Consider the following 19,755-nt stretch of genomic DNA (forward strand, 5'->3'; position numbering starts at 1 on the left):
AAAAAAAGTCATATTATTTGAAAAAGCGAAACCGCGTTTATTTCATTAAGATAAACATTCACAAAGCAAATAAAAAATAAGGATATATATGAATAACTCAAAGTTATTCCGGTTAAACAGAACTTTTATTGCCATCACTGTAGCAACAGGCTTTTTTACTCACTCTTCGTTTGCCAATGAAGCCCCTAAGGCCGCAACTGAATACACGCAACAAATTAACCAGCAATATACTCAGTCACTGCCGTTCAGCGATCGCCAGGATTTTGAAGACGCCCAGCGCGGGTTTATCGCACCGCTGCTCAATGAAGGCGTGTTAACCAATGATAAGGGTAACATTTATTATCGCGCTCACGATTATCAATTTGATATCAATGGCCCATCACCAGAGACCGTAAACCCTAGCCTGTGGCGGCAGTCACAGCTCAATGGCATTTCCGGTTTGTTTAAAGTTACCGATCGTATGTATCAGGTGCGCGGCCAGGATATTTCCAATATTACCTTTATTGAAGGTGATACCGGTATTATCGTTATCGATCCGCTGATTTCCGCGCCTGCGGCTAAAGCCAGCCTCGACCTGTACTTTCAGCATCGACCAAAAAAACCTGTCGTAGCGGTCATCTATACGCATAGTCACGTCGATCATTACGGCGGCGTAAAAGGCATTGTCTCTCAAGACGACGTGAAATCTGGCAAAGTGCAGATTATTGCCCCAGCAGGCTTTATGGAAGAAGCCATCAGCGAAAACGTGCTGGCAGGCAATATCATGAGCCGTCGCGGTTCTTATTCTTATAGCTCTTTATTACCACACAACCCCCAGGGCAATATCGGCAACGGGTTAGGCGTGGCCGTCACAGGCGGCTCACCAACCATTATTCCGCCAACCATTTCCATCACTAAAACCGGCGAGAAGCGGGTAATTGACGGTCTGGAATTCGACTTCCTGATGGCTCCAGGCAGCGAAGCGCCTTCTGAGATGCATTTCTATATTCCAGCGCTAAAAGCCCTGTGTACCGCAGAAAATGCCACCCATCTGCTGCATAACTTCTACACTCTGCGCGGCGCAAAAACCCGTGATACCAACAAGTGGACGGCGTACCTGAACCAAACGTTGGATATGTGGGGCAGTCAGGCCGAAGTGCTGTTTATGCCGCATACCTGGCCTGTCTGGGGCAATCAGCACATTAACGACTATGTTGGCAAATATAGAGACACCATTAAATACATTCACGATCAGACTCTGCACCTGGCCAACCAGGGCTATACGATGAATGAAATCGGCAACATGATTAAGTTGCCACCGGAGCTGGAAAAAAACTGGGCCAGTCGGGGTTACTACGGTTCCGTCAGTCATAACGCCCGTGCGGTTTACAACTTCTACCTCGGCTATTTCGACGGTAACCCGGCGAATCTGGATCCTTACGGGCAGGTCGATATGGGTAAACGCTACGTCGAAGCGTTGGGTGGTGAAAAACACGCAATAGAACTGGCACAGCAGGCTTATGACAAGGGCGATTATCGCTGGACGTCAGAACTGCTCAAGCAGGTTATTGCCGCTGACCCTGGCAACCAAACAGCAAAAAATCTGCAGGCGAATTCTTTTGAACAACTGGGCTATCAGGCCGAGTCTGCCACCTGGCGCGGTTTCTACCTGACTGGTGCGCAAGAGCTTCGCAATGGCGTTAAAAAACTCCCAGTTGGTGCGACCACCTCCCCGGATATGCTCAAAGGTATGACGGTAGAAATGCTGTTTGATTACATGGCTGTGCGTCTGGATAGCGAGAAATCTGCGGGCAAAGATATTAGCCTGAACTTCAATCTGGATAAGGGAGATACTCTCAACCTGACGCTTAACGACAGCGTATTAAACTACCGTCAGACCCTGCAGCAGAAAGCCGATGCATCGTTCGATATTAGCCGAGCGGATCTACACGCCGTACTGGCAGGCCAGGCGAAGATGGCTGATTTGATCAAAGAGAAGAAGGTTAAGGTCACTGGCGATGCGGCTAAACTGGATGAAATCGTCAACTGCCTGGATAACTTTGATTTCTGGGTAAATATCGTTACGCCTAATTAAACCACCGCTCAAAACGCTGAACGGCGGCTATCAGGCCCACAGCTAAAAAATACCCCCATGCCGCGTGACGTCCGTCGCGCGGTATTTCTTCGACACGTCAAAACTGACGATAGCCTGTTTTTCGTCATCATTTAGCACAAAAAAACGACGTATTATCAGTCGATACCCACAATGAAAACATGGCATAGAAGATGCATAGTAACGGCGCGATAGCGCGTATGCGCCAATTGATTAACTGGAGCAAGACCGATGAAAAAAGTCGTCACGGTTTGCCCATATTGCGCATCAGGTTGCAAAATCAACCTGGTGGTCGATAACGGCAAAATCGTCCGGGCTGAGGCGGCGCAGGGGAAAACCAACCAGGGTACCCTGTGTCTGAAAGGCTATTATGGCTGGGATTTCATTAACGATACCCAGATCCTGACCCCACGCCTCAAAACCCCAATGATCCGTCGCCAGCGTGGCGGCAAACTGGAATCCGTCTCCTGGGATGAGGCGCTCGACTACGTCGCCACTCGTCTCAGCGCCATTAAAGAGAAGTATGGCCCTGACGCAATTCAGACTACCGGTTCGTCCCGCGGGACGGGTAATGAAACTAACTATGTGATGCAAAAATTCGCGCGCGCCGTTATTGGTACCAATAACGTCGACTGCTGCGCTCGCGTCTGACACGGCCCTTCGGTTGCAGGTCTGCACCAATCGGTCGGTAACGGCGCTATGAGTAATGCCATCACTGAGATCGACAATACCGATCTCGTATTTATCTTCGGGTACAACCCGGCAGATTCACATCCTATTGTGGCGAATCACGTAATTAACGCCAAACGCAATGGGGCGAAAATTATTGTCTGCGATCCGCGTAAAATCGAAACCGCGCGCATTGCCGATATGCACATTGCGTTGAAAAACGGCTCGAACATCGCGCTACTCAACGCCATCGGGCACGTCATTATTGAAGAGGATCTCTATGATAAATCCTTCGTCGCCAGCCGTTCTGAGGGCTTCGAGGAGTATCGCAAAATCGTCGAAGGCTATACGCCGGAGTCGGTGGAAGAGATTACCGGCGTCAGCGCTCAGGAGATCCGAGCCTGCGCCCGTATGTACGCCAGCGCGAAATCCGCCGCCATTCTGTGGGGCATGGGCGTCACCCAGTTCTATCAGGGCGTGGAGACCGTACGTTCGCTGACCAGCCTGGCGATCATGACCGGCAACCTCGGCAAGCCGAGCGTTGGCGTCAACCCGGTGCGTGGCCAGAACAACGTTCAGGGCGCCTGCGATATGGGTGCGCTCCCGGATACCTATCCGGGCTATCAGTACGTCAAGTTCCCGGAAAACCGCGAGAAATTCGCCAAAGCCTGGGGCGTTGACAGCCTGCCGGAACATACCGGTTATCGCATCAGCGAACTGCCGCATCGCGCGGCGCACGGTGAAGTGCGGGCGGCGTACATCATGGGTGAAGATCCGCTTCAGACCGACGCCGAGCTGTCCGCCGTGCGTAAAGCGTTTGAAGAGCTGGAACTGGTTATCGTCCAGGATATTTTCATGACCAAAACCGCATCAGCGGCTGATGTCATCCTACCGTCCACTTCGTGGGGCGAGCATGAAGGCGTCTATACCGCAGCGGACCGCGGCTTCCAGCGCTTCTTTAAAGCGGTAGAGCCGAAGTGGGATCTGAAAACCGACTGGCAGATCATCAGCGAAATCGCCACCCGGATGGGCTACAAGATGCATTACAACAACACCCAGGAAATCTGGGATGAGTTGCGTCATCTGTGCCCGGATTTCTACGGTGCCACCTACGAGAAAATGGGCGAACTGGGCTACATCATGTGGCCATGTCGCGACGAGTCCGACGCCGATCAGGGGACCTCTTATCTGTTTAAAGAGAAGTTCGATACCCCGAACGGTCTGGCGCAGTTCTTCACTTGCGACTGGGTCGCGCCGATTGACAAGCTCACCGAGCAGTACCCAATGGTGCTGTCGACGGTGCGTGAAGTCGGCCACTACTCGTGCCGCTCAATGACCGGTAACTGTGCGGCGCTGGCCGCGCTGGCGGATGAACCAGGCTATGCGCAAATAAATACCGCCGATGCCGAACGTCTGGGCATTGAGGATGAAGCGCTGGTGTGGGTTAACTCGCGTAAAGGCCGCATCATCACCCGCGCGCAGGTTAGCGATCGTCCGAACAAAGGGGCGGTCTATATGACCTATCAGTGGTGGATTGGCGCCTGTAACGAGCTGGTGACCGAGAACCTGAGCCCGATAACCAAAACGCCAGAGTACAAGTACTGCGCCGTCAACATTGAGCGGATTAGCGACCAGCGTGCCGCCGAGCAGTACGTGATTGACGAGTACAATAAGCTGAAATCCCGCCTGCGCGAAAGCGCGATGGGTTAATCAAGCCGCCTCCCCGGAGGCGGTGCTTCGCACCTGTCCGGGCTACCGGACCGCAAACGGCTGTGAATTTGTAGCCCGGGCAAGGCGCGCTAGCGCCGCCCCCGGGAAACAGGCGGCACTATTGTTCGGGTAAAGCATGAGAACTCCCCACGAGTTCCCGTCGTTTTCTTCTTCTTCGCCTCCCTTTATACTGCTCACTATGTCCTCTACCGATAATAAAAAATGAAATACCTCTCTTTACTGCTGGTGATGGTAAGCCTCACCGCAGGAGCCATGGAACCTGGCAGTCAATACAAACAGCAAGCCGAAGCGGGCGATCCGCGCGCACAATATTACCTGGCGGATACTTACGTCAGCTTCGGTGATTTTCCGCAGGCCGAATACTGGGCGCAAAAAGCGGCTGACAAGGGGGACGGCGATGCGCTGGCGCTGCTGGCCCAGCTTAAGATTCGCAATCCGCAGCAGGCCGACTATCACCAGGCCAAAGCGCTGGCGGAACAATCTGTGCAGGTTGGCAGCAAGGCGGGTGAAATTGTTCTCGCTCGGGTGCTGGTGAACCAGCAGGCCGGTACGCCAAACTATCCGCACGCCATTACGCTGTTGCAGGATGCCGCTCGGGACCCGGAAAGCGACTCCGCCGTCGACGCCCAAATGCTGTTGGGCCTGATTTACGCCAGCGGCGTTCATCCGCCGGAAGATGACGCAAAGGCGACACAGTACTTTAAAGAGAGCTCCGCCCTCTCCCGCACCGGCTATGCCGAATACTGGGCCGGAATGTTGTTCCAGCAAGGGGAAAAAGGCTTTATCGAACCGAATAAGCAGAAAGCGCTGCACTGGCTCAACGTCAGCTGTCAGGAAGGGTTTGATACCGGATGTGAAGAGTTCGACAGGATCAGTAAAAGATAAAAAAAGCCCGGTGCGATATGTCACCGGGCTTTTTCTTTGGACAAGCCTACTTTAAATATTGTGTCCGCATTTCTGCCGGGTGGCGGCTAACGCCTTACCCGGCCTACGAAACCCACAATATCAAACGCTGGCGCAAGTGAAACGCATTTCATTGCGCCGTTTTATCAAATTTGCCCAACACTTCACGCTCATACGCCAGCGCTTTTTTGCGGTCAAACTTGTGTTCCCATTTGGCGATAACCAGCACCGCCAGCGCATTGCCGACCACGTTCAGCGCGGTACGCGCCATATCGAGGATACGGTCAACGCCGGCAATAAAGGCAAGACCTTCCAGCGGAATCCCCACGCTACCCAGCGTCGCCAGCAGCACCACAAAGGAGACGCCCGGCACGCCCGCAATCCCTTTCGACGTCACCATCAGCGTCAGCACGAGGGTAATTTCCTGCCAGATAGAGAGGTCAATACCGTACAACTGGGCGATAAAGATAGCCGCGATGCTCTGGTACAGCGTTGAGCCATCAAGGTTAAACGAGTAGCCGGTCGGCACCACGAAGCTGGTGATCGCCGCCGGTGCGCCATAGGCTTCCATCTTCTCAATAATACGCGGCAGCACGCTCTCAGAGCTGGCGGTGGAGTACGCCAGAATCAGCTCGTCTTTCAGAATGCGAATCAGGATCCAGATACTTAGCCCGCATACACGCGCCACGATGCCCAACACCACCAGTGCGAAAAACAGAATAGCGAAGTAAACCAGAATCACCAGCTTCGCCAGCGGCCACAGTGAGGCGAAGCCGAAGGTCGCCACGGTCACCGAGATCAGCGCAAATACCCCGATCGGCGCATAGCGCATCACCATGTGCGTCACTTTGAACATGGTTTCGGAGATGGAGCGGAACACCGTGACCAGCGGTTCACGATGGGTGGCGGGCAGCGAAGATAACCCTAAGCCGAACAGCACCGAGAAGAAAATAATCGGCAGCATGTCGCCTTTCGCCATCGACGCCACGATGTTGGTCGGCACCAGCGAAAGGATCGTGCCCATGAAACCATGCGCGTGACTCTGCACTTCCGCCGTGGTGCTCTGATATTTCGAGATATCGACCGCCGCCAGCTGCGACATATCGATCCCGGTTCCCGGCTGGAAAACGTTGGCCAGGGTAATACCCAGCACGATCGCCACCGTAGTGATCACTTCAAAATAGATAATGGTTTTCGCGCCGATACGGCCCAGCTGTTTCGCATCACCCACGCCAGCAATGCCAACCACCAGGGTCGAAATCACAATCGGTACAACGATCATTTTTATCAGATGGATAAAGATATCGCCGGCAGGCGTCAGGAGATTCGAGATTAACCAGTCGCGGCTTTCAGCGTGGTAATGCAGGTAACTACCCAGAAGTATGCCCAGCACCAGGGCCAGCAAAATTTGCCAGGCCAGGCTGACTTTTGTTTTTTTCTTCACTACAGACTTCCTCAATGAAAGGCACCATTCCAGGAGGTAATGACGCCTACTGAAAGGGGTATGAATTGTGTTGCGTTGCTTTATAGGATTATTTAACGCGCAGTATCAGTATCATTTGCACGGCATGCTGCGCAAGTCTTTAAGAACAGGGGTTTAATCTTGTTTTCTGCATAAACTCGCTAATATTGTCGCCTTACATTGCATAAGTATTTGTTATAAAAAATATTTAATAAATTCAATTTCTATAAATCCACTCAAGAAATTATTTCACCTCAAAGTTTCATTTGATTGCTTTTCATTCAGTTTAATTAATGCGTGATCTGCCCCCCAAATAGTAAACAAAGCCGCCAAAAGCCCTACTATTAACGTTTATTTGACATATATTTAACAACCTACAGGAGAAAAAAAGCCATGAGCCAAATACACAAACACTCTATTCCCGCTAATATTGCGGAACGCTGCCTGATTAACCCGGAACAGTACAAGGCGCAATATCAACAATCCATCACCGACCCCGACGCGTTTTGGGGTGAGCAGGGCAAAATCCTTGACTGGATCAAACCCTATACTCGCGTGAAAAACACCTCTTTCGCGCCGGGCAACATTTCCATCAAATGGTACGAAGACGGCACCCTGAACCTGGCCGCTAACTGCCTCGATCGTCATCTGGCGGAGAGCGGTGACCAGACGGCGATCATCTGGGAAGGCGACGACGCCAGCCAGAGCAAAAACATCTCTTATCGCGAACTGCATCATGACGTCTGCCGCTTTGCCAACGTCCTGCTCGACCTCGGCATTAAAAAGGGCGACGTTGTTGCTATCTATATGCCGATGGTGCCGGAAGCGGCGGTGGCGATGCTGGCCTGCGCCCGCATCGGCGCTATCCACTCGGTGATTTTCGGCGGCTTCTCGCCGGAAGCGGTCGCCGGGCGCATCATCGACTCGAACTCCCGCCTGGTCATTACCTCTGATGAAGGGCTGCGCGCCGGTCGCGCGATCCCGCTGAAGAAAAACGTTGATGACGCGTTGAAAAATCCAAACGTTAAAAGCATTGAGAACGTGGTGGTCTTCAAACGTACCGGCGGCAAAATCGACTGGCATGAAGGCCGCGACCTGTGGTGGAGCGATCTGATTGAGAAAGCCAGCGCCGAGCATCAGCCGGAAGAGATGAACGCCGAAGACCCGCTGTTCATCCTTTATACCTCCGGCTCGACCGGTAAACCCAAAGGCGTGTTGCACACCACCGGCGGCTACCTGGTCTATGCGGCCTCGACCTTTAAATATGTCTTCGACTACCATCCGGGCGATATCTACTGGTGTACCGCCGACGTCGGCTGGGTCACCGGTCATAGCTACCTGCTGTACGGCCCGCTGGCCTGCGGCGCGACGACGCTGATGTTCGAAGGCGTGCCAAACTGGCCAACCCCGGCACGCATGTGCCAGGTGGTCGATAAGCATCAGGTCAGCATTCTCTATACCGCACCCACGGCGATCCGCGCGCTGATGGCGGAAGGCGATAAAGCGATTGAGGGCACCGACCGCTCCTCCCTGCGCATTCTCGGCTCCGTCGGCGAGCCGATTAACCCGGAAGCCTGGGAGTGGTACTGGAAGAAGATCGGCAACGAGAAATGCCCGGTAATGGATACCTGGTGGCAGACCGAAACCGGCGGCTTTATGATCACCCCGCTGCCGGGCGCGATTGAACTGAAAGCCGGCTCCGCCACGCGTCCATTCTTCGGCGTTCAGCCGGTGCTGGTGGATAACGAAGGCACGCCGCTGGAAGGCGCGACCGAGGGCAACCTGGCCATCGCCGACTCCTGGCCGGGCCAGGCGCGCACCCTGTTCGGCGATCACGAACGCTTTGAGCAAACCTACTTCTCTACCTTTAAAAATATGTACTTCAGCGGTGACGGCGCGCGCCGTGATGAAGACGGTTATTACTGGATCACCGGCCGCGTGGACGACGTGTTGAACGTTTCCGGACACCGTCTGGGCACTGCCGAAATTGAATCCGCGCTGGTGTCGCATCCGAAAATCGCTGAAGCGGCAGTGGTAGGCATTCCGCATAACATCAAAGGCCAGGCCATCTACGCCTACGTCACGCTTAATCATGGTGAGGAACCTTCGCCGGAGCTGTACGCCGAAGTACGCAACTGGGTACGCAAAGAGATTGGGCCGCTGGCCACGCCGGACATCCTGCACTGGACCGATTCACTACCGAAAACCCGCTCGGGGAAAATCATGCGCCGTATTCTGCGCAAGATTGCCGCGGGCGATACCAGTAACCTCGGCGATACTTCAACGCTCGCCGATCCTGGCGTGGTGGAAAAACTGCTCGAAGAGAAGCAGGCCATCGCTATGCCATCATAAAAGACCGATCCCCTACACCCTCTCCCCACCAGGGGAGAGGACATAAATAAAAACTCCCCAAGGATTTCAGGTAGCAGGAAAGCGGTAACCAGGCTGATTCCCGACAGTTAACTGCCGGGCGGATGAGTGTTGCCGACAGATGGCGCGTGGATGACGAAAGGGAACCTCTGGAGACGCTACGATGAACGATCAGATTTGTCAGCGGATAGAAAATAGTGCGCATTTTAGGGAGCTTGTTGCAGCCCGGCAAAGGTTTGCCACCATCCTGTCACTGATTATGTTGGTGATTTATGTGGGCTTTATTTTGCTTATCGCCTTCGCCCCCGGCTGGCTGGGCACGCCGCTGCATGCGGGAACCAGCGTCACCCGGGGTATTCCGATCGGTATCGGCGTAATCGTTATTTCTTTCGTACTAACCGGAATTTACGTCTGGCGGGCAAACGGTGAATTTGACCAGCTGACGAAGAGCATTCTCAGCGAGGTTAAAGCATCATGAAGAAAGTTCTGACGGCGCTCGCCGCCACGCTCCCTTTTACCGCCAACGCCGCAGACGCCATCACCGGCGCGGTACAGCGCCAGCCGACCAACTGGCAGGCGATTATCATGTTTCTGATTTTCGTCGCTCTGACGCTGTACATCACTTACTGGGCGTCAAAACGCGTGCGTTCGCGTAGCGATTACTACACCGCGGGCGGCAATATCACCGGTTTCCAGAACGGCCTGGCAATTGCCGGTGACTTTATGTCGGCGGCCTCGTTCCTCGGGATTTCCGCGCTGGTTTACACCTCCGGCTACGACGGTTTGATCTACTCCCTCGGCTTCCTGGTCGGCTGGCCGATTATTCTGTTCCTGATCGCTGAACGCCTGCGTAACCTCGGACGCTACACCTTTGCCGACGTGGCTTCTTATCGTCTGAAACAGGGGCCGATTCGCATCCTCTCCGCCTGCGGTTCGCTGGTGGTCGTGGCGCTGTATCTGATTGCCCAGATGGTTGGTGCCGGTAAACTTATTCAGCTGCTGTTCGGCCTCAATTACCACATCGCGGTGGTGCTGGTCGGCGTACTGATGGTGCTCTATGTGCTGTTCGGCGGCATGCTCGCCACCACCTGGGTACAAATTATTAAAGCGGTGTTGCTGCTGTTCGGTGCAAGCTTTATGGCCTTTATGGTGATGAAGCACGTCGGCTTCAGCTTCAATAACCTGTTTACCGAAGCGATGGCGGTCCATCCTAAGGGCTCGGCGATTATGAGCCCCGGCGGGCTGGTGAAAGACCCGATATCGGCGCTGTCGCTCGGTCTTGGACTGATGTTCGGTACTGCGGGGCTGCCGCACATTCTGATGCGTTTCTTCACCGTGAGCGACGCCAAAGAAGCGCGTAAGAGCGTGTTCTACGCCACCGGCTTTATGGGTTATTTCTACATCCTGACCTTTATCATCGGTTTCGGCGCCATCATGTTGGTAGGGGCGAATCCGGCGTTCAAAGACGCGGCCGGGCAGTTGATCGGCGGCAATAATATGGCGGCGGTGCATCTGGCGGATGCGGTCGGCGGCAACCTGTTCCTCGGCTTTATCTCAGCGGTCGCCTTCGCCACTATTCTGGCGGTGGTGGCTGGCCTGACGCTGGCGGGAGCTTCGGCTGTTTCGCATGACCTGTACGCCAACGTCTTTAAGAAAGGCGCAACCGAACGCGAAGAGTTGAGAGTGTCGAAGATTACCGTGCTGATTCTGGGCGTGGTGGCGATTCTGCTGGGCATCCTCTTCGAGAATCAAAACATCGCGTTTATGGTCGGCCTGGCGTTCTCTATCGCCGCCAGCTGTAACTTCCCGATTATCCTGCTGTCAATGTACTGGTCGAAGCTGACCACGCGTGGGGCGATGATTGGCGGCTGGCTGGGCCTGTTGACCGCGGTGATTCTGATGATCCTCGGCCCGACCATTTGGGTGCAGATCCTCGGCCACGAAAAGGCGGTATTCCCATATGAATATCCGGCGCTGTTCTCTATCGCCATTGCCTTTGTTGGTATCTGGTTCTTCTCCGCTACCGATAACTCAGAGGAAGGATTGCGCGAGCGCGAGCGGTTCCGCGCGCAGTTTATCCGTTCGCAGACCGGTATCGGTATTGAGAAGGGTCAGGCGCATTAAGTTCTTTCGTTCCCCCGACCTGACGGTCGGGGAACGTTTCATTTTAGTTATAGCTAAACGTTATTGTGCCGCTCGCATTAGCGGTCCCCGGCGTCACTTCAGCGCCAGTTTTATAATAGTTAGTCGAAAACGCCAGCGAGTTTGACGCCGCCGCCCCGCCTGGGTTAGCAGGATCGGTGAATTTCGTATAACTGGCCTCTGCGCCTGAATTCGTTATCGTGGTTCTGTTAGTTTCTGCAAATACCCTGTAGGTAGTGGTATTCACAGACAGCGGCGCGCCGTTGATATTCAACTGAACCCCTACACCGGTAGCCACGTTTTCACCAGGCGTTAACGCAATCACGGTGTGGTCCGGATTATCCCCCTCCGCTTCTGTCGCCGTAATACGCATCGTCACGTTAGTCCCTGGCTCACAGGTCAGCGCCAACGTTTGCTGGGCGGAGCCAACTTTGCTGGAGAGATTAAATTCACTCGTTTTAACCGAACCCATTGGGAAATTTAGCGCGGTCGTACTTGCCGTGCAGCCCATCGGCGTCAGCTGGATTTTCGTCGTTCCGGTCACGTGCAGTTGGGAAATAACCATCGTTCCAGAACTATCTTTAATAGAAACTGAGGAGACGGGATCCTTCAGCGTCAGGGAGCTATTGCTGGCGATCGCACCACCCGTAGCAATAAGCTGCAGCTGATATTTTGGGGTATAATTTGTAGCAGCCCAAGTATCAAGAATCCCATTTGGCTTGCCCAAGTAGAAGTCCGCATCACCGATATAATGCTGGCTATAATCCGCATTAAAATCATCAGTATCACCACCATATTCCCCGGTAACATTCAACCACACCTTAACTCTGAGACCGATACCGGGTACGCTAGTTGTATATATCCCGTCGCTAACAGATGAAATGGTATTTCCTGAAGACCATGCAAACTGAGCATATATATTACCCTGGCAGTTAAGAACCGAAGTTTGCGATCGGGTGATTTGGCCAGAATCATAAAGAACCGTCCCGGCCGAGTAACTCCCAGCATTAATCAATATTTGCTCCGGAAGATTCGTCATCGACACATCACCATAATTGGTGCCGCTGGTACATGACCAACCATAAATTGGAAAGCTTAACGCCAGTAGTAATAAAATATATTTTTTCATACATCTCCCTGACAAAAATAATTCACTTATACGACACATTAAAAGTGACCGTATAGGCGACATTTCCTGCCGTTACATGTCCGTAGGGTGTATACATTCTGGCGCTCATATCAAAAGTATGCCCCGAGGAGCTATCATTGAACACATAGGTATAGCTATCGTTTGGCCCCAACGTTTTCTGATCCTCTGCACTAAGCAGTTGCAGCCCGACGTCCTTGGCGCCATCAATCAGCTCATTTTCATAAATCGCGGTATAGGTACTATCAAACGGAACACCACCAAATGTTATCGCTGCTGAAGCCGTGCCTGTCGAGCAATTATCAAAGACCAGTGCAACTGCTGTGGTTTCACTCGTTGCTCCTGGTTTGCCGATCAGATGTTGAGAGGAGACCGTTCCCAGGTCGATAGCATTGGATGGTTTCACGGACACTTCACATACGGGCTCTTCAATCGTACCGGTAACGTTAAAATTAACGGTGCTCGTTGCATCATAAGCCCAGGCAGGCATAGTGCCGCTCAGCAGAAGCCCTGTAATCAATAATAGCGTTCGAGATTTCATCAATGGTTTAACATGATTTACCTGCATCTCTACCGTTCTTATTTTCTGGTTTAAACCGAATATATTGATATTCATCATCGGCAATCCGCTTCATAAAAAACAATATCATCAACTGATTTATTGGACGACAAATCATACTTGAGATAGCACTGGGTATTTTGAGCATCACCCCACTTCACCAACAGCCGACCTTTTTCCGGGAGCCCGGTAAGATAGGCCTGCCCGGAATCACCAACAATGGAACTGCGGTCTTCTTTATGGTCCCGGCTTTCATCATCTAACGTAATAACGGCGCCAAAAGGCACGGCTTTATTCTGGTAACGCAAGGTCATCATCGCCTTATAGCCAATCCAGGTATCATATTTTACCCTGACGATAGCGCTGCGCGTCGGTACCACCGTTCTGACGATATTATCAATTTCCGCTCCCGAGACCTGCTGTTCATCAAGGGAGAGATTATTTTCATGATAAGGGCGAACAAATGGCACGACGGCGTATCCAGCAGAATCGGTCATCACGTTAGTCTGTCCACGTACTGCTACATCGCTGACGCCGGGCGCTTCAACCAGCGCCACGCTTTCGCCAAGATAGCGTGAAAAAGTGACGCCACCGGAGTGGGCAACCATCCCGCCGCGCAGCGAGTAATTATAATGAGAGCTATAGCTGTCATAACCGTATCCAGCCGCCACTTCACCTTTTGAACCCTGATAGTTCAGGTTGACGTTCCCCGAGGTACTTCTGTCATTTGCGTTATATCCTTCCTGCACGTTCCAGTTCAGGGAACGGTCCGTAAAGGCTGTACCATTTAAACCAAGGCTATGCGTGGTGTCGCCCTTCCGACTACTGTTCATATTGTAGTTAGCCGACATATCCGCGCCGAAAGGTACGCTCACGGTGAGGGAAATAATGTTATCGCTGGACGGCGAACTATCACTGTTCTGGCTAGTGCTCTGCACATTTCGGTTATAGGAGTAATTGATGAAATATGACACCCGACCAAAGGTGTTGCTATAACTCACGCCCAGAGACTCCATACGTGAATTATCCCAGTAGGACTCACTGACCAGTGAAAGGGATAGCGAACCGTAACCTGAGAAAACCTGAGAAGCTGAAGCGTCAAATCGATCTTTCGTCCGCCCGGTTGACGAACAACAGCCGCTGTAAGAATTCGCGTTATCAATAAAATTTTGCAGTGAGTAGTAGCCATGCGTTGAATAACGATAGCCAGCAACAGAAAAGTTGGTTCCCGTCAGCGGAAAATCTTTACTAAAGCGCACGCGATATGACTGCCCTTCGCTGGATGACGTTTTATCCGATGCAGGGTTTTCTTTTATATCAGCCACAGACTGGGAAGCATCAAATGAGAGCGCGCCGACAGAACCCAGATTAAACCCAGCCCCCAGCAGCAAATTACTATATTTATCTTCTAATTGCTGGAAACCACTGTATAGCGTGACGTTACTCAGTGCCCCCCAGGCGACTGTAGATTGCAGGAAGTTATACTCCTTTCCTCCTGAACTCCCCGAGCGCGTTTTACCACTGCTGAAAGAGTAATCGACCTGTCCCTCACGTTGCAAAATCGCCAGCGAAGCGAAAGGCACAACAAAGCTCTGTTCGCTGCCATCGGACTCTTTTACCGTCACATAGAGATCGCCCGCGCTCCCGGTTGGGTAGAGGTCGTTTATTTCGAATGCGCCAGGAGAGACCGTGGTTTTATAGATGCTGTATCCGTTCTGATAAACCGTCACGTCGGCGGTCGTGCGGGCGATCCCTTTAATTATCGGCGCAAAACCGTTCATGCTATCCGGGAGCATCTCTTTATCTGAGTTCAGTTGCAGGCCGGTGAAGCTGATGCTGTCAAACACACCTGATGAGGTATAGGTCTGCCCCATTATCATCTGGCCTTTCAGGGCGTGAATATCACGTGAAATATAGCTGTAGACGGAGTCCCACTGGTTGCCGTCATCATTGTGATTGAGGGTGCTGTAATTGCGTAAACGCCATGGTCCAACGTTCAGACCCGGTTGCAGGCTGACAAACTGGCTGGACGTCGATTCGCCGCCGTGTCGCGGATCGGTTTTTTGCCCGGAAAGATTATAGTTAAACAACCCAGCAGTAATGCCCTGCTGCCATCTGCTTTCGGGAACATAACCCTGCGGACGGTGCAACATGGCGACCTGAGGCAATGTGAAATCGACCCGCTGATGCGAAAGCTGTACTGCCGTCTCCCATCCGGGGATCGCGGACAGCTTTGCGCACCCGGAGCCAGCCACCGTGAGTTCGGGATAATCTTCGATTTTGATCGACCACTCTTTCAGTTGCGCAACGCTGATACACGGCTGAACAGAAGCGTCATCACCTTCATTCTGCGGCTTGAAAACGATGGATTCAGAAGTAATAAACTTGTCGTTAAGATAGACATCGAGATTATATTTACCCGGAGGTACAGTTTCCTGGGAAATATAGGATAAATCTACAGCTGTCGCCCCAGTTTCATTCACCTCAAGTAAGTGAGGGTTGAAATATTCTCCAGCAACCGTCGGTAATGGGATTGTGCCAAGACAGCAGAAAATGGCAATGTAGCTGCTTTTCAATGCAAAGGTGTTACTACTCTCAATATCATTGAATGATGGCAGTATATTTCGGTCCTGACATACCATAATCATTGATCACGCTCCATGTGACTTCTCTTTTCCCAGATGAAGATGCGCTTGCTGCCGGTATTTTTATCGTTGAGTAAGGGGCGACAAACCACGCTTCGGGCACTGCCTTGCCATTAATAAATATTCCTGAGAAATTCATATATAGTGGAGAGTCGTTTTTCACCTTCAGCTCTCTTCCTTCACTGGACCATTGCAGTTTCTCAGAGTAGTTTTCTGGAATGGCTTTTTTTAAGGCTGCGGGTCGATAAATAAGTTTAATTCTGGAGTTGATAGCAAATTGCACCATGTTCTTGTCTGGTGCATTTTCCATTGCAGGAATCCCTTTAACATTAAGCCAAAACATCGACTCCCGATCTTCCGGCAGAGGTTTACCTGAACGGAGAATGCGTACAAATCCTTGCTCACCCGCCTTCAATCGGAACAGCGGAGGGGTAGTAATAAATGAATCTTTCGCGGGTGTTGTCCCATCCACAATCGAAATCCATGACTGTACTATATTCGTAACATTATCTTTATTTTGGACAGACACCGTTGTTGTCTTTTGTGCCCCATCAAATATAACTCGCGTACCACCAACAACCACGCTGGCCTGCGATACTGAGATACAAGAAAATAAACAAACACAACATAATAATCTGTTCATAGCAGTGTCCAAACAGGGAAAGCAAACTGCTTTCCCTTTATATATTTGTTACTTAATTAATAATAGGTAACGTTATAAGTTACTGTCGTCGACACCGGACCTTTAGTTGGGTCAGAGGCACCAGATTTAGCCATTTTTACGGTAAACGGAACAGTTGCTGAACCGGAGGTGATATCAACATTAGAGCCTTCGGTATTGTTCTTCTGTAAAGCTCCGGCGTTATCAAAAATAGCGACAGCTACATTGGCAGCAGGGGTCCCTGAAGCCTGGTTTTTAAAATAATCACTATTGTAAGTATCAGCTTCACCACCAAAGGTAATTTTGGCTTTAGTCAATGCCCCTTCATCCGTAGGGCAAGCGGTCAAATTGAAAGTGAAACTTTTCGCCGCGCTATAGGTATTAGCTATTAAATCTGCTACCGAGACAGTCCCCATCTCAATAGAGGAAACGCCGCCATCAATAGTGGCGGTACACGTCGTATCGGAAACCGTTCCGGTAAACTTGATAGTGTTATCTGCATGAGACATTGCAACCAGAGAGCAGCCCGCAGATAAGGCCAGAATTTTAGCTAAAGTTTTTACATTGGTTTTCATTGGTATTCCCCTATTTATCCAGATTAACAATCAATCCATCAATTGTTTATGGCGATATATTAGAGAATGGGATTGGATACCAACCTGATATACACGTTGATATATTTCCTGGGAAATGAATCGCTTGCATATAATATTAATTATAAATACCAACGCAAGAGCTTTAGCTCCACATGAATCCATTCAATAATAAAAGCTCACGTCGCTAAGATAACCGAAAGTAGGAGTATTCTCAACAAGGTAAAGACATCTCGCTTAAGGATATAATTACCAGCCATCAATAATCACAGTGTATAATTTAAAAATAAACAATAAAAATCATGATATTATAAAATACATACATTCACATAAATAATATAAAATATAAAACACATACTCAAAACAACTATAAAATCACTAAAAAATGAAACATTTAGTTACAATTCAAACGTAAAGCAATTGAGAAAATTCGCGAAAAAACCAATAAAAAACACACCTAATCTCTATTTAACATTAATATCGCAACTGATTGAATCATCAATTACATAAGTATATACATGTAGCGTTAATTAACATTTTCTATTAAAAATACTTAATACACCATTATATTTACCGGTCTATCCGCAAAGATAATAATCGTGATGATGGTTAAATGATTATCAAAACATGACCCATCGCACCAACGGCGCGGCCAATACCATCACCACACCGGAAAGCATCATCACCAGGCTGGCGACCACGCCCTCCTGCGGCCCTAGCTCATAGGAACGGGCCGTTCCGGCACCGTGAGACGCCGCGCCAAATCCCGCCCCTTTCGCTATCCCCTCTCGGATGGAAAGACGAAAAAACAACATATCCCCCACCGCCATACCAAATACCCCGGTCACGACCACAAACAGGGCGACTAAATCAGGCTGACCGCCCAGCGGTTTGGCTGCCGCCAGCGCAAAGGGCGTCGTCACCGAACGTACCGCCAGGCTCCGCTGGATCTCATCAGGCAGCGTAAACAGCCGCGCCAACCAGACGGAGCTGGTCACCGCTACCACCGATGCAGTCGTGACGCCAGCAGTCAGCGACATCCAGTGGCGCTTAATAATCGTCAGATTGTCATACACCGGGACGGCAAAGGCGATGGTCGCCGGACCCAGCAACCACAGCAGCCAGTGGGTTTCCCCGATATAGCTTTGATAGGAGATATGGCCAAATACCAGGATCAGTACCAACAGGACTGGGGTAAAAACCAGCGGCATCAGCGGGAGCTTATGAAAGCGTCGATAGAGACGTTTGTTGGCAAAATAGAGCCCCAGCGTAACGATAAGACACAGGACGCTCAGCTGAAAATCACTCATGTTTCATCCTGCTCACTTCATAGCGATACACTTTATCGACCACCCACGCCGTCGTGCCCAGTACCATGGTGGTGCTCAGCCCAATAACCAAAAAGATACGCCAGCCACCAACCATCAGCAGTTGGGCGTAGTTCACGACCGCAACTACTGCTGGCACGAAAAACAGCAGCATCTCAGCCAACAGCCAGCGAGCCCCGGCGCGTACCCAGTTTAAGGGGATAACCCGACAGACAATCAGCGCCAGCAGCAGCAACATGCCGACTAAATTTGCCGGAAGCGGCAGGTGCAACCAGTTAACCAAATATTCAGCGCAGACAAACAATCCGGCATAGATCAGTACCTGAATGGGTACCTGAAGGCGTTGCATGACGAAGGGCGTCACGCGAGCTGGCGCGAAGGCCATGAGCGGAATTCCTGAAAAAGATGACAGGCGTGCAGTATAGAGAGCCGCCAGGCCTGGTAGAAATGAATTAAAATCATCACAGGTATAGTCTCAGGGAATAATTATGGATATCCGAACGCTGCGTTATTTTGTTGAAGTAGTCCGCCAGCAAAGCTTTACCCGTGCGGCGGAGAAGCTATTCGTCACGCAGCCCACCATCAGCAAGATGCTCAAAAATCTGGAAGATGAGCTGAACTGCACCCTGCTGATTCGCGATGGGCGCAAGCTATTGCTGACCGATACCGGGCGGGTGGTTTTCGAGCGCGGACAGGCCATTCTTGGTGAGTTTCATCAGCTCGAGTCGGAGCTGAGCGATATTAATCATCTGCACAAAGGTGTGCTGCGTCTGGGGATCCCGCCGATGGTGGGAATGCTGATGGCGGAACCGATTAGCTACTTTCGCCAGCGCTACTCGGGTATTGAACTCAAGATTGCCGAGTTTGGCGGATTGACGGTGCAGCAGGCGGTAAGCAACGGCGAACTAGACCTGGCGATGACGGCGCTCCCCGTTGATGAGACAAGCGGCCTGAGCACGCTGTCGTTGTTTAGTCATCCACTCTGCGTGCTGACCCCGAGAACAGCGCAATGGGAAAGCCTATCGTCACTGTCTCCGAAGGCGCTCGCCGAGCATCCTCTGGTGATTTACAACGAAGATTTTGCCCTCAGCCAGCAGTTGATGCAGCTTTTTACCCAGCATGAAGTTAAGCCGCGTATTGCGGTGCGTAGCGGGCAGTGGGATTTTCTGGCCGCGATGGTACAAGCGGGGATTGGGATAGCGATTCTGCCGGAGCCGATTTGCCAGCGTCTCGATGCGCAAAGTTTTTGCTGGATACCGTTGCAGAGCGAGCTGCGTTGGGAGCTGGGGATGATTTGGCGGGAGGGCGTGTATATGTCGCACAGCGCGCGGGCATGGCTGGAGTGCAGTAAGGCATTCTGGCTGGAGTGAGCTCCCGGGTTGCGGCGTAAACGCCTTACCCGGGCTACAGATTCCCAATCGTCTGAGGGACGGTAACCCGGACAAGGCGCGTC

At 51.5% G+C, this 19,755-nt stretch carries 15 protein-coding genes; 7 read left to right on the forward strand and 8 right to left on the reverse strand.

Features of this window, described 5'->3' with window-relative positions:
- Nucleotides 1-88 precede the first annotated feature (88 nt).
- The 3 genes from ACMYSL_RS26930 to ACMYSL_RS26940 all read left to right on the forward strand — a co-directional run bounded on the left by ACMYSL_RS26930 (nucleotide 89) and on the right by ACMYSL_RS26940 (nucleotide 5,377).
- On the forward strand, nucleotides 89-2,074 hold the full coding sequence (locus ACMYSL_RS26930) for an alkyl/aryl-sulfatase (protein WP_434660595.1): 1,986 nt from the start codon (nucleotides 89-91) through the stop codon (nucleotides 2,072-2,074).
- 249 nt (nucleotides 2,075-2,323) lie between these two features.
- Nucleotides 2,324-4,471: a formate dehydrogenase subunit alpha gene (gene fdhF, locus ACMYSL_RS26935; protein WP_434660597.1), complete on the forward strand. Its 2,148-nt coding sequence runs from the start codon at nucleotides 2,324-2,326 to the stop codon at nucleotides 4,469-4,471.
- Between the two features lie 222 nt (nucleotides 4,472-4,693).
- Nucleotides 4,694-5,377 carry a tetratricopeptide repeat protein gene (locus ACMYSL_RS26940; protein WP_142514441.1) on the forward strand — a complete coding sequence of 228 codons (684 nt, stop codon included), beginning with the start codon at nucleotides 4,694-4,696 and terminating at the stop codon, nucleotides 5,375-5,377.
- 148 nt (nucleotides 5,378-5,525) lie between these two features.
- Here ACMYSL_RS26940 and gltP read toward each other — a convergent pair whose 3' ends face one another.
- Nucleotides 5,526-6,839, reverse strand: coding sequence for a glutamate/aspartate:proton symporter GltP (gene gltP / locus ACMYSL_RS26945; RefSeq protein ID WP_112215858.1), 1,314 nt, complete (start codon nucleotides 6,837-6,839; stop codon nucleotides 5,526-5,528).
- Nucleotides 6,840-7,250: 411 nt separating this feature from the next.
- Between gltP and acs the strand changes: the two genes are divergently transcribed.
- The 3 genes from acs (at nucleotide 7,251) to actP (ending at nucleotide 11,351) form a co-directional block, all read left to right on the forward strand.
- Nucleotides 7,251-9,209: an acetate--CoA ligase gene (gene acs, locus ACMYSL_RS26950; protein WP_434660601.1), complete on the forward strand. Its 1,959-nt coding sequence runs from the start codon at nucleotides 7,251-7,253 to the stop codon at nucleotides 9,207-9,209.
- Nucleotides 9,210-9,390: 181 nt separating this feature from the next.
- Nucleotides 9,391-9,705 carry a DUF485 domain-containing protein gene (locus ACMYSL_RS26955; protein ID WP_110274548.1) on the forward strand — a complete coding sequence of 105 codons (315 nt, stop codon included), beginning with the start codon at nucleotides 9,391-9,393 and terminating at the stop codon, nucleotides 9,703-9,705.
- Nucleotides 9,702-11,351 (forward strand): cation/acetate symporter ActP, encoded by a 1,650-nt coding sequence (gene actP / locus ACMYSL_RS26960; RefSeq protein ID WP_181483991.1) that lies wholly within the window; start codon nucleotides 9,702-9,704, stop codon nucleotides 11,349-11,351. The genes ACMYSL_RS26955 and actP overlap by 4 nt, the downstream gene beginning before the upstream one ends.
- 43 nt (nucleotides 11,352-11,394) lie before the next feature.
- Here the strand turns inward: actP and ACMYSL_RS26965 are convergent, their stop codons facing one another.
- From ACMYSL_RS26965 to ACMYSL_RS26995, 7 genes are all read right to left on the reverse strand, one after another.
- The gene (locus ACMYSL_RS26965; RefSeq protein WP_434660606.1) at nucleotides 11,395-12,498 is read right to left on the reverse strand and encodes a type 1 fimbrial protein; all 1,104 of its coding nucleotides are present in this window, start codon (nucleotides 12,496-12,498) and stop codon (nucleotides 11,395-11,397) included.
- A 22-nt stretch (nucleotides 12,499-12,520) separates the two neighbouring features.
- Complete coding sequence (locus ACMYSL_RS26970) at nucleotides 12,521-13,084, reverse strand: fimbrial protein (RefSeq protein ID WP_434664281.1); 564 nt, start codon at nucleotides 13,082-13,084, stop codon at nucleotides 12,521-12,523.
- Nucleotides 13,085-13,131: 47 nt separating this feature from the next.
- Nucleotides 13,132-15,723: a fimbria/pilus outer membrane usher protein gene (locus ACMYSL_RS26975; protein ID WP_434660608.1), complete on the reverse strand. Its 2,592-nt coding sequence runs from the start codon at nucleotides 15,721-15,723 to the stop codon at nucleotides 13,132-13,134.
- The gene (locus ACMYSL_RS26980) at nucleotides 15,677-16,363 is read right to left on the reverse strand and encodes a fimbrial assembly chaperone (RefSeq protein ID WP_434660611.1); all 687 of its coding nucleotides are present in this window, start codon (nucleotides 16,361-16,363) and stop codon (nucleotides 15,677-15,679) included. The genes ACMYSL_RS26975 and ACMYSL_RS26980 overlap by 47 nt, the downstream gene beginning before the upstream one ends.
- Nucleotides 16,364-16,419: 56 nt before the next feature.
- The gene (locus tag ACMYSL_RS26985; protein ID WP_434660614.1) at nucleotides 16,420-16,956 is read right to left on the reverse strand and encodes a fimbrial protein; all 537 of its coding nucleotides are present in this window, start codon (nucleotides 16,954-16,956) and stop codon (nucleotides 16,420-16,422) included.
- A gap of 638 nt (nucleotides 16,957-17,594) precedes the next feature.
- Nucleotides 17,595-18,284 (reverse strand): LrgB family protein, encoded by a 690-nt coding sequence (locus tag ACMYSL_RS26990; RefSeq protein ID WP_434660616.1) that lies wholly within the window; start codon nucleotides 18,282-18,284, stop codon nucleotides 17,595-17,597.
- Nucleotides 18,277-18,687: a CidA/LrgA family protein gene (locus ACMYSL_RS26995; protein WP_434660619.1), complete on the reverse strand. Its 411-nt coding sequence runs from the start codon at nucleotides 18,685-18,687 to the stop codon at nucleotides 18,277-18,279. Before ACMYSL_RS26995 ends, ACMYSL_RS26990 begins: the two co-directional genes overlap by 8 nt.
- Before the next feature lie 103 nt (nucleotides 18,688-18,790).
- Between ACMYSL_RS26995 and ACMYSL_RS27000 the strand changes: the two genes are divergently transcribed.
- Nucleotides 18,791-19,672, forward strand: coding sequence for a LysR substrate-binding domain-containing protein (locus ACMYSL_RS27000; protein ID WP_434660621.1), 882 nt, complete (start codon nucleotides 18,791-18,793; stop codon nucleotides 19,670-19,672).
- Nucleotides 19,673-19,755 lie beyond the last annotated feature (83 nt).

Origin of the sequence: Klebsiella sp. MISC125 (assembly GCF_051131775.1) — a bacterium.
Lineage (GTDB): Bacteria > Pseudomonadota > Gammaproteobacteria > Enterobacterales > Enterobacteriaceae > Klebsiella.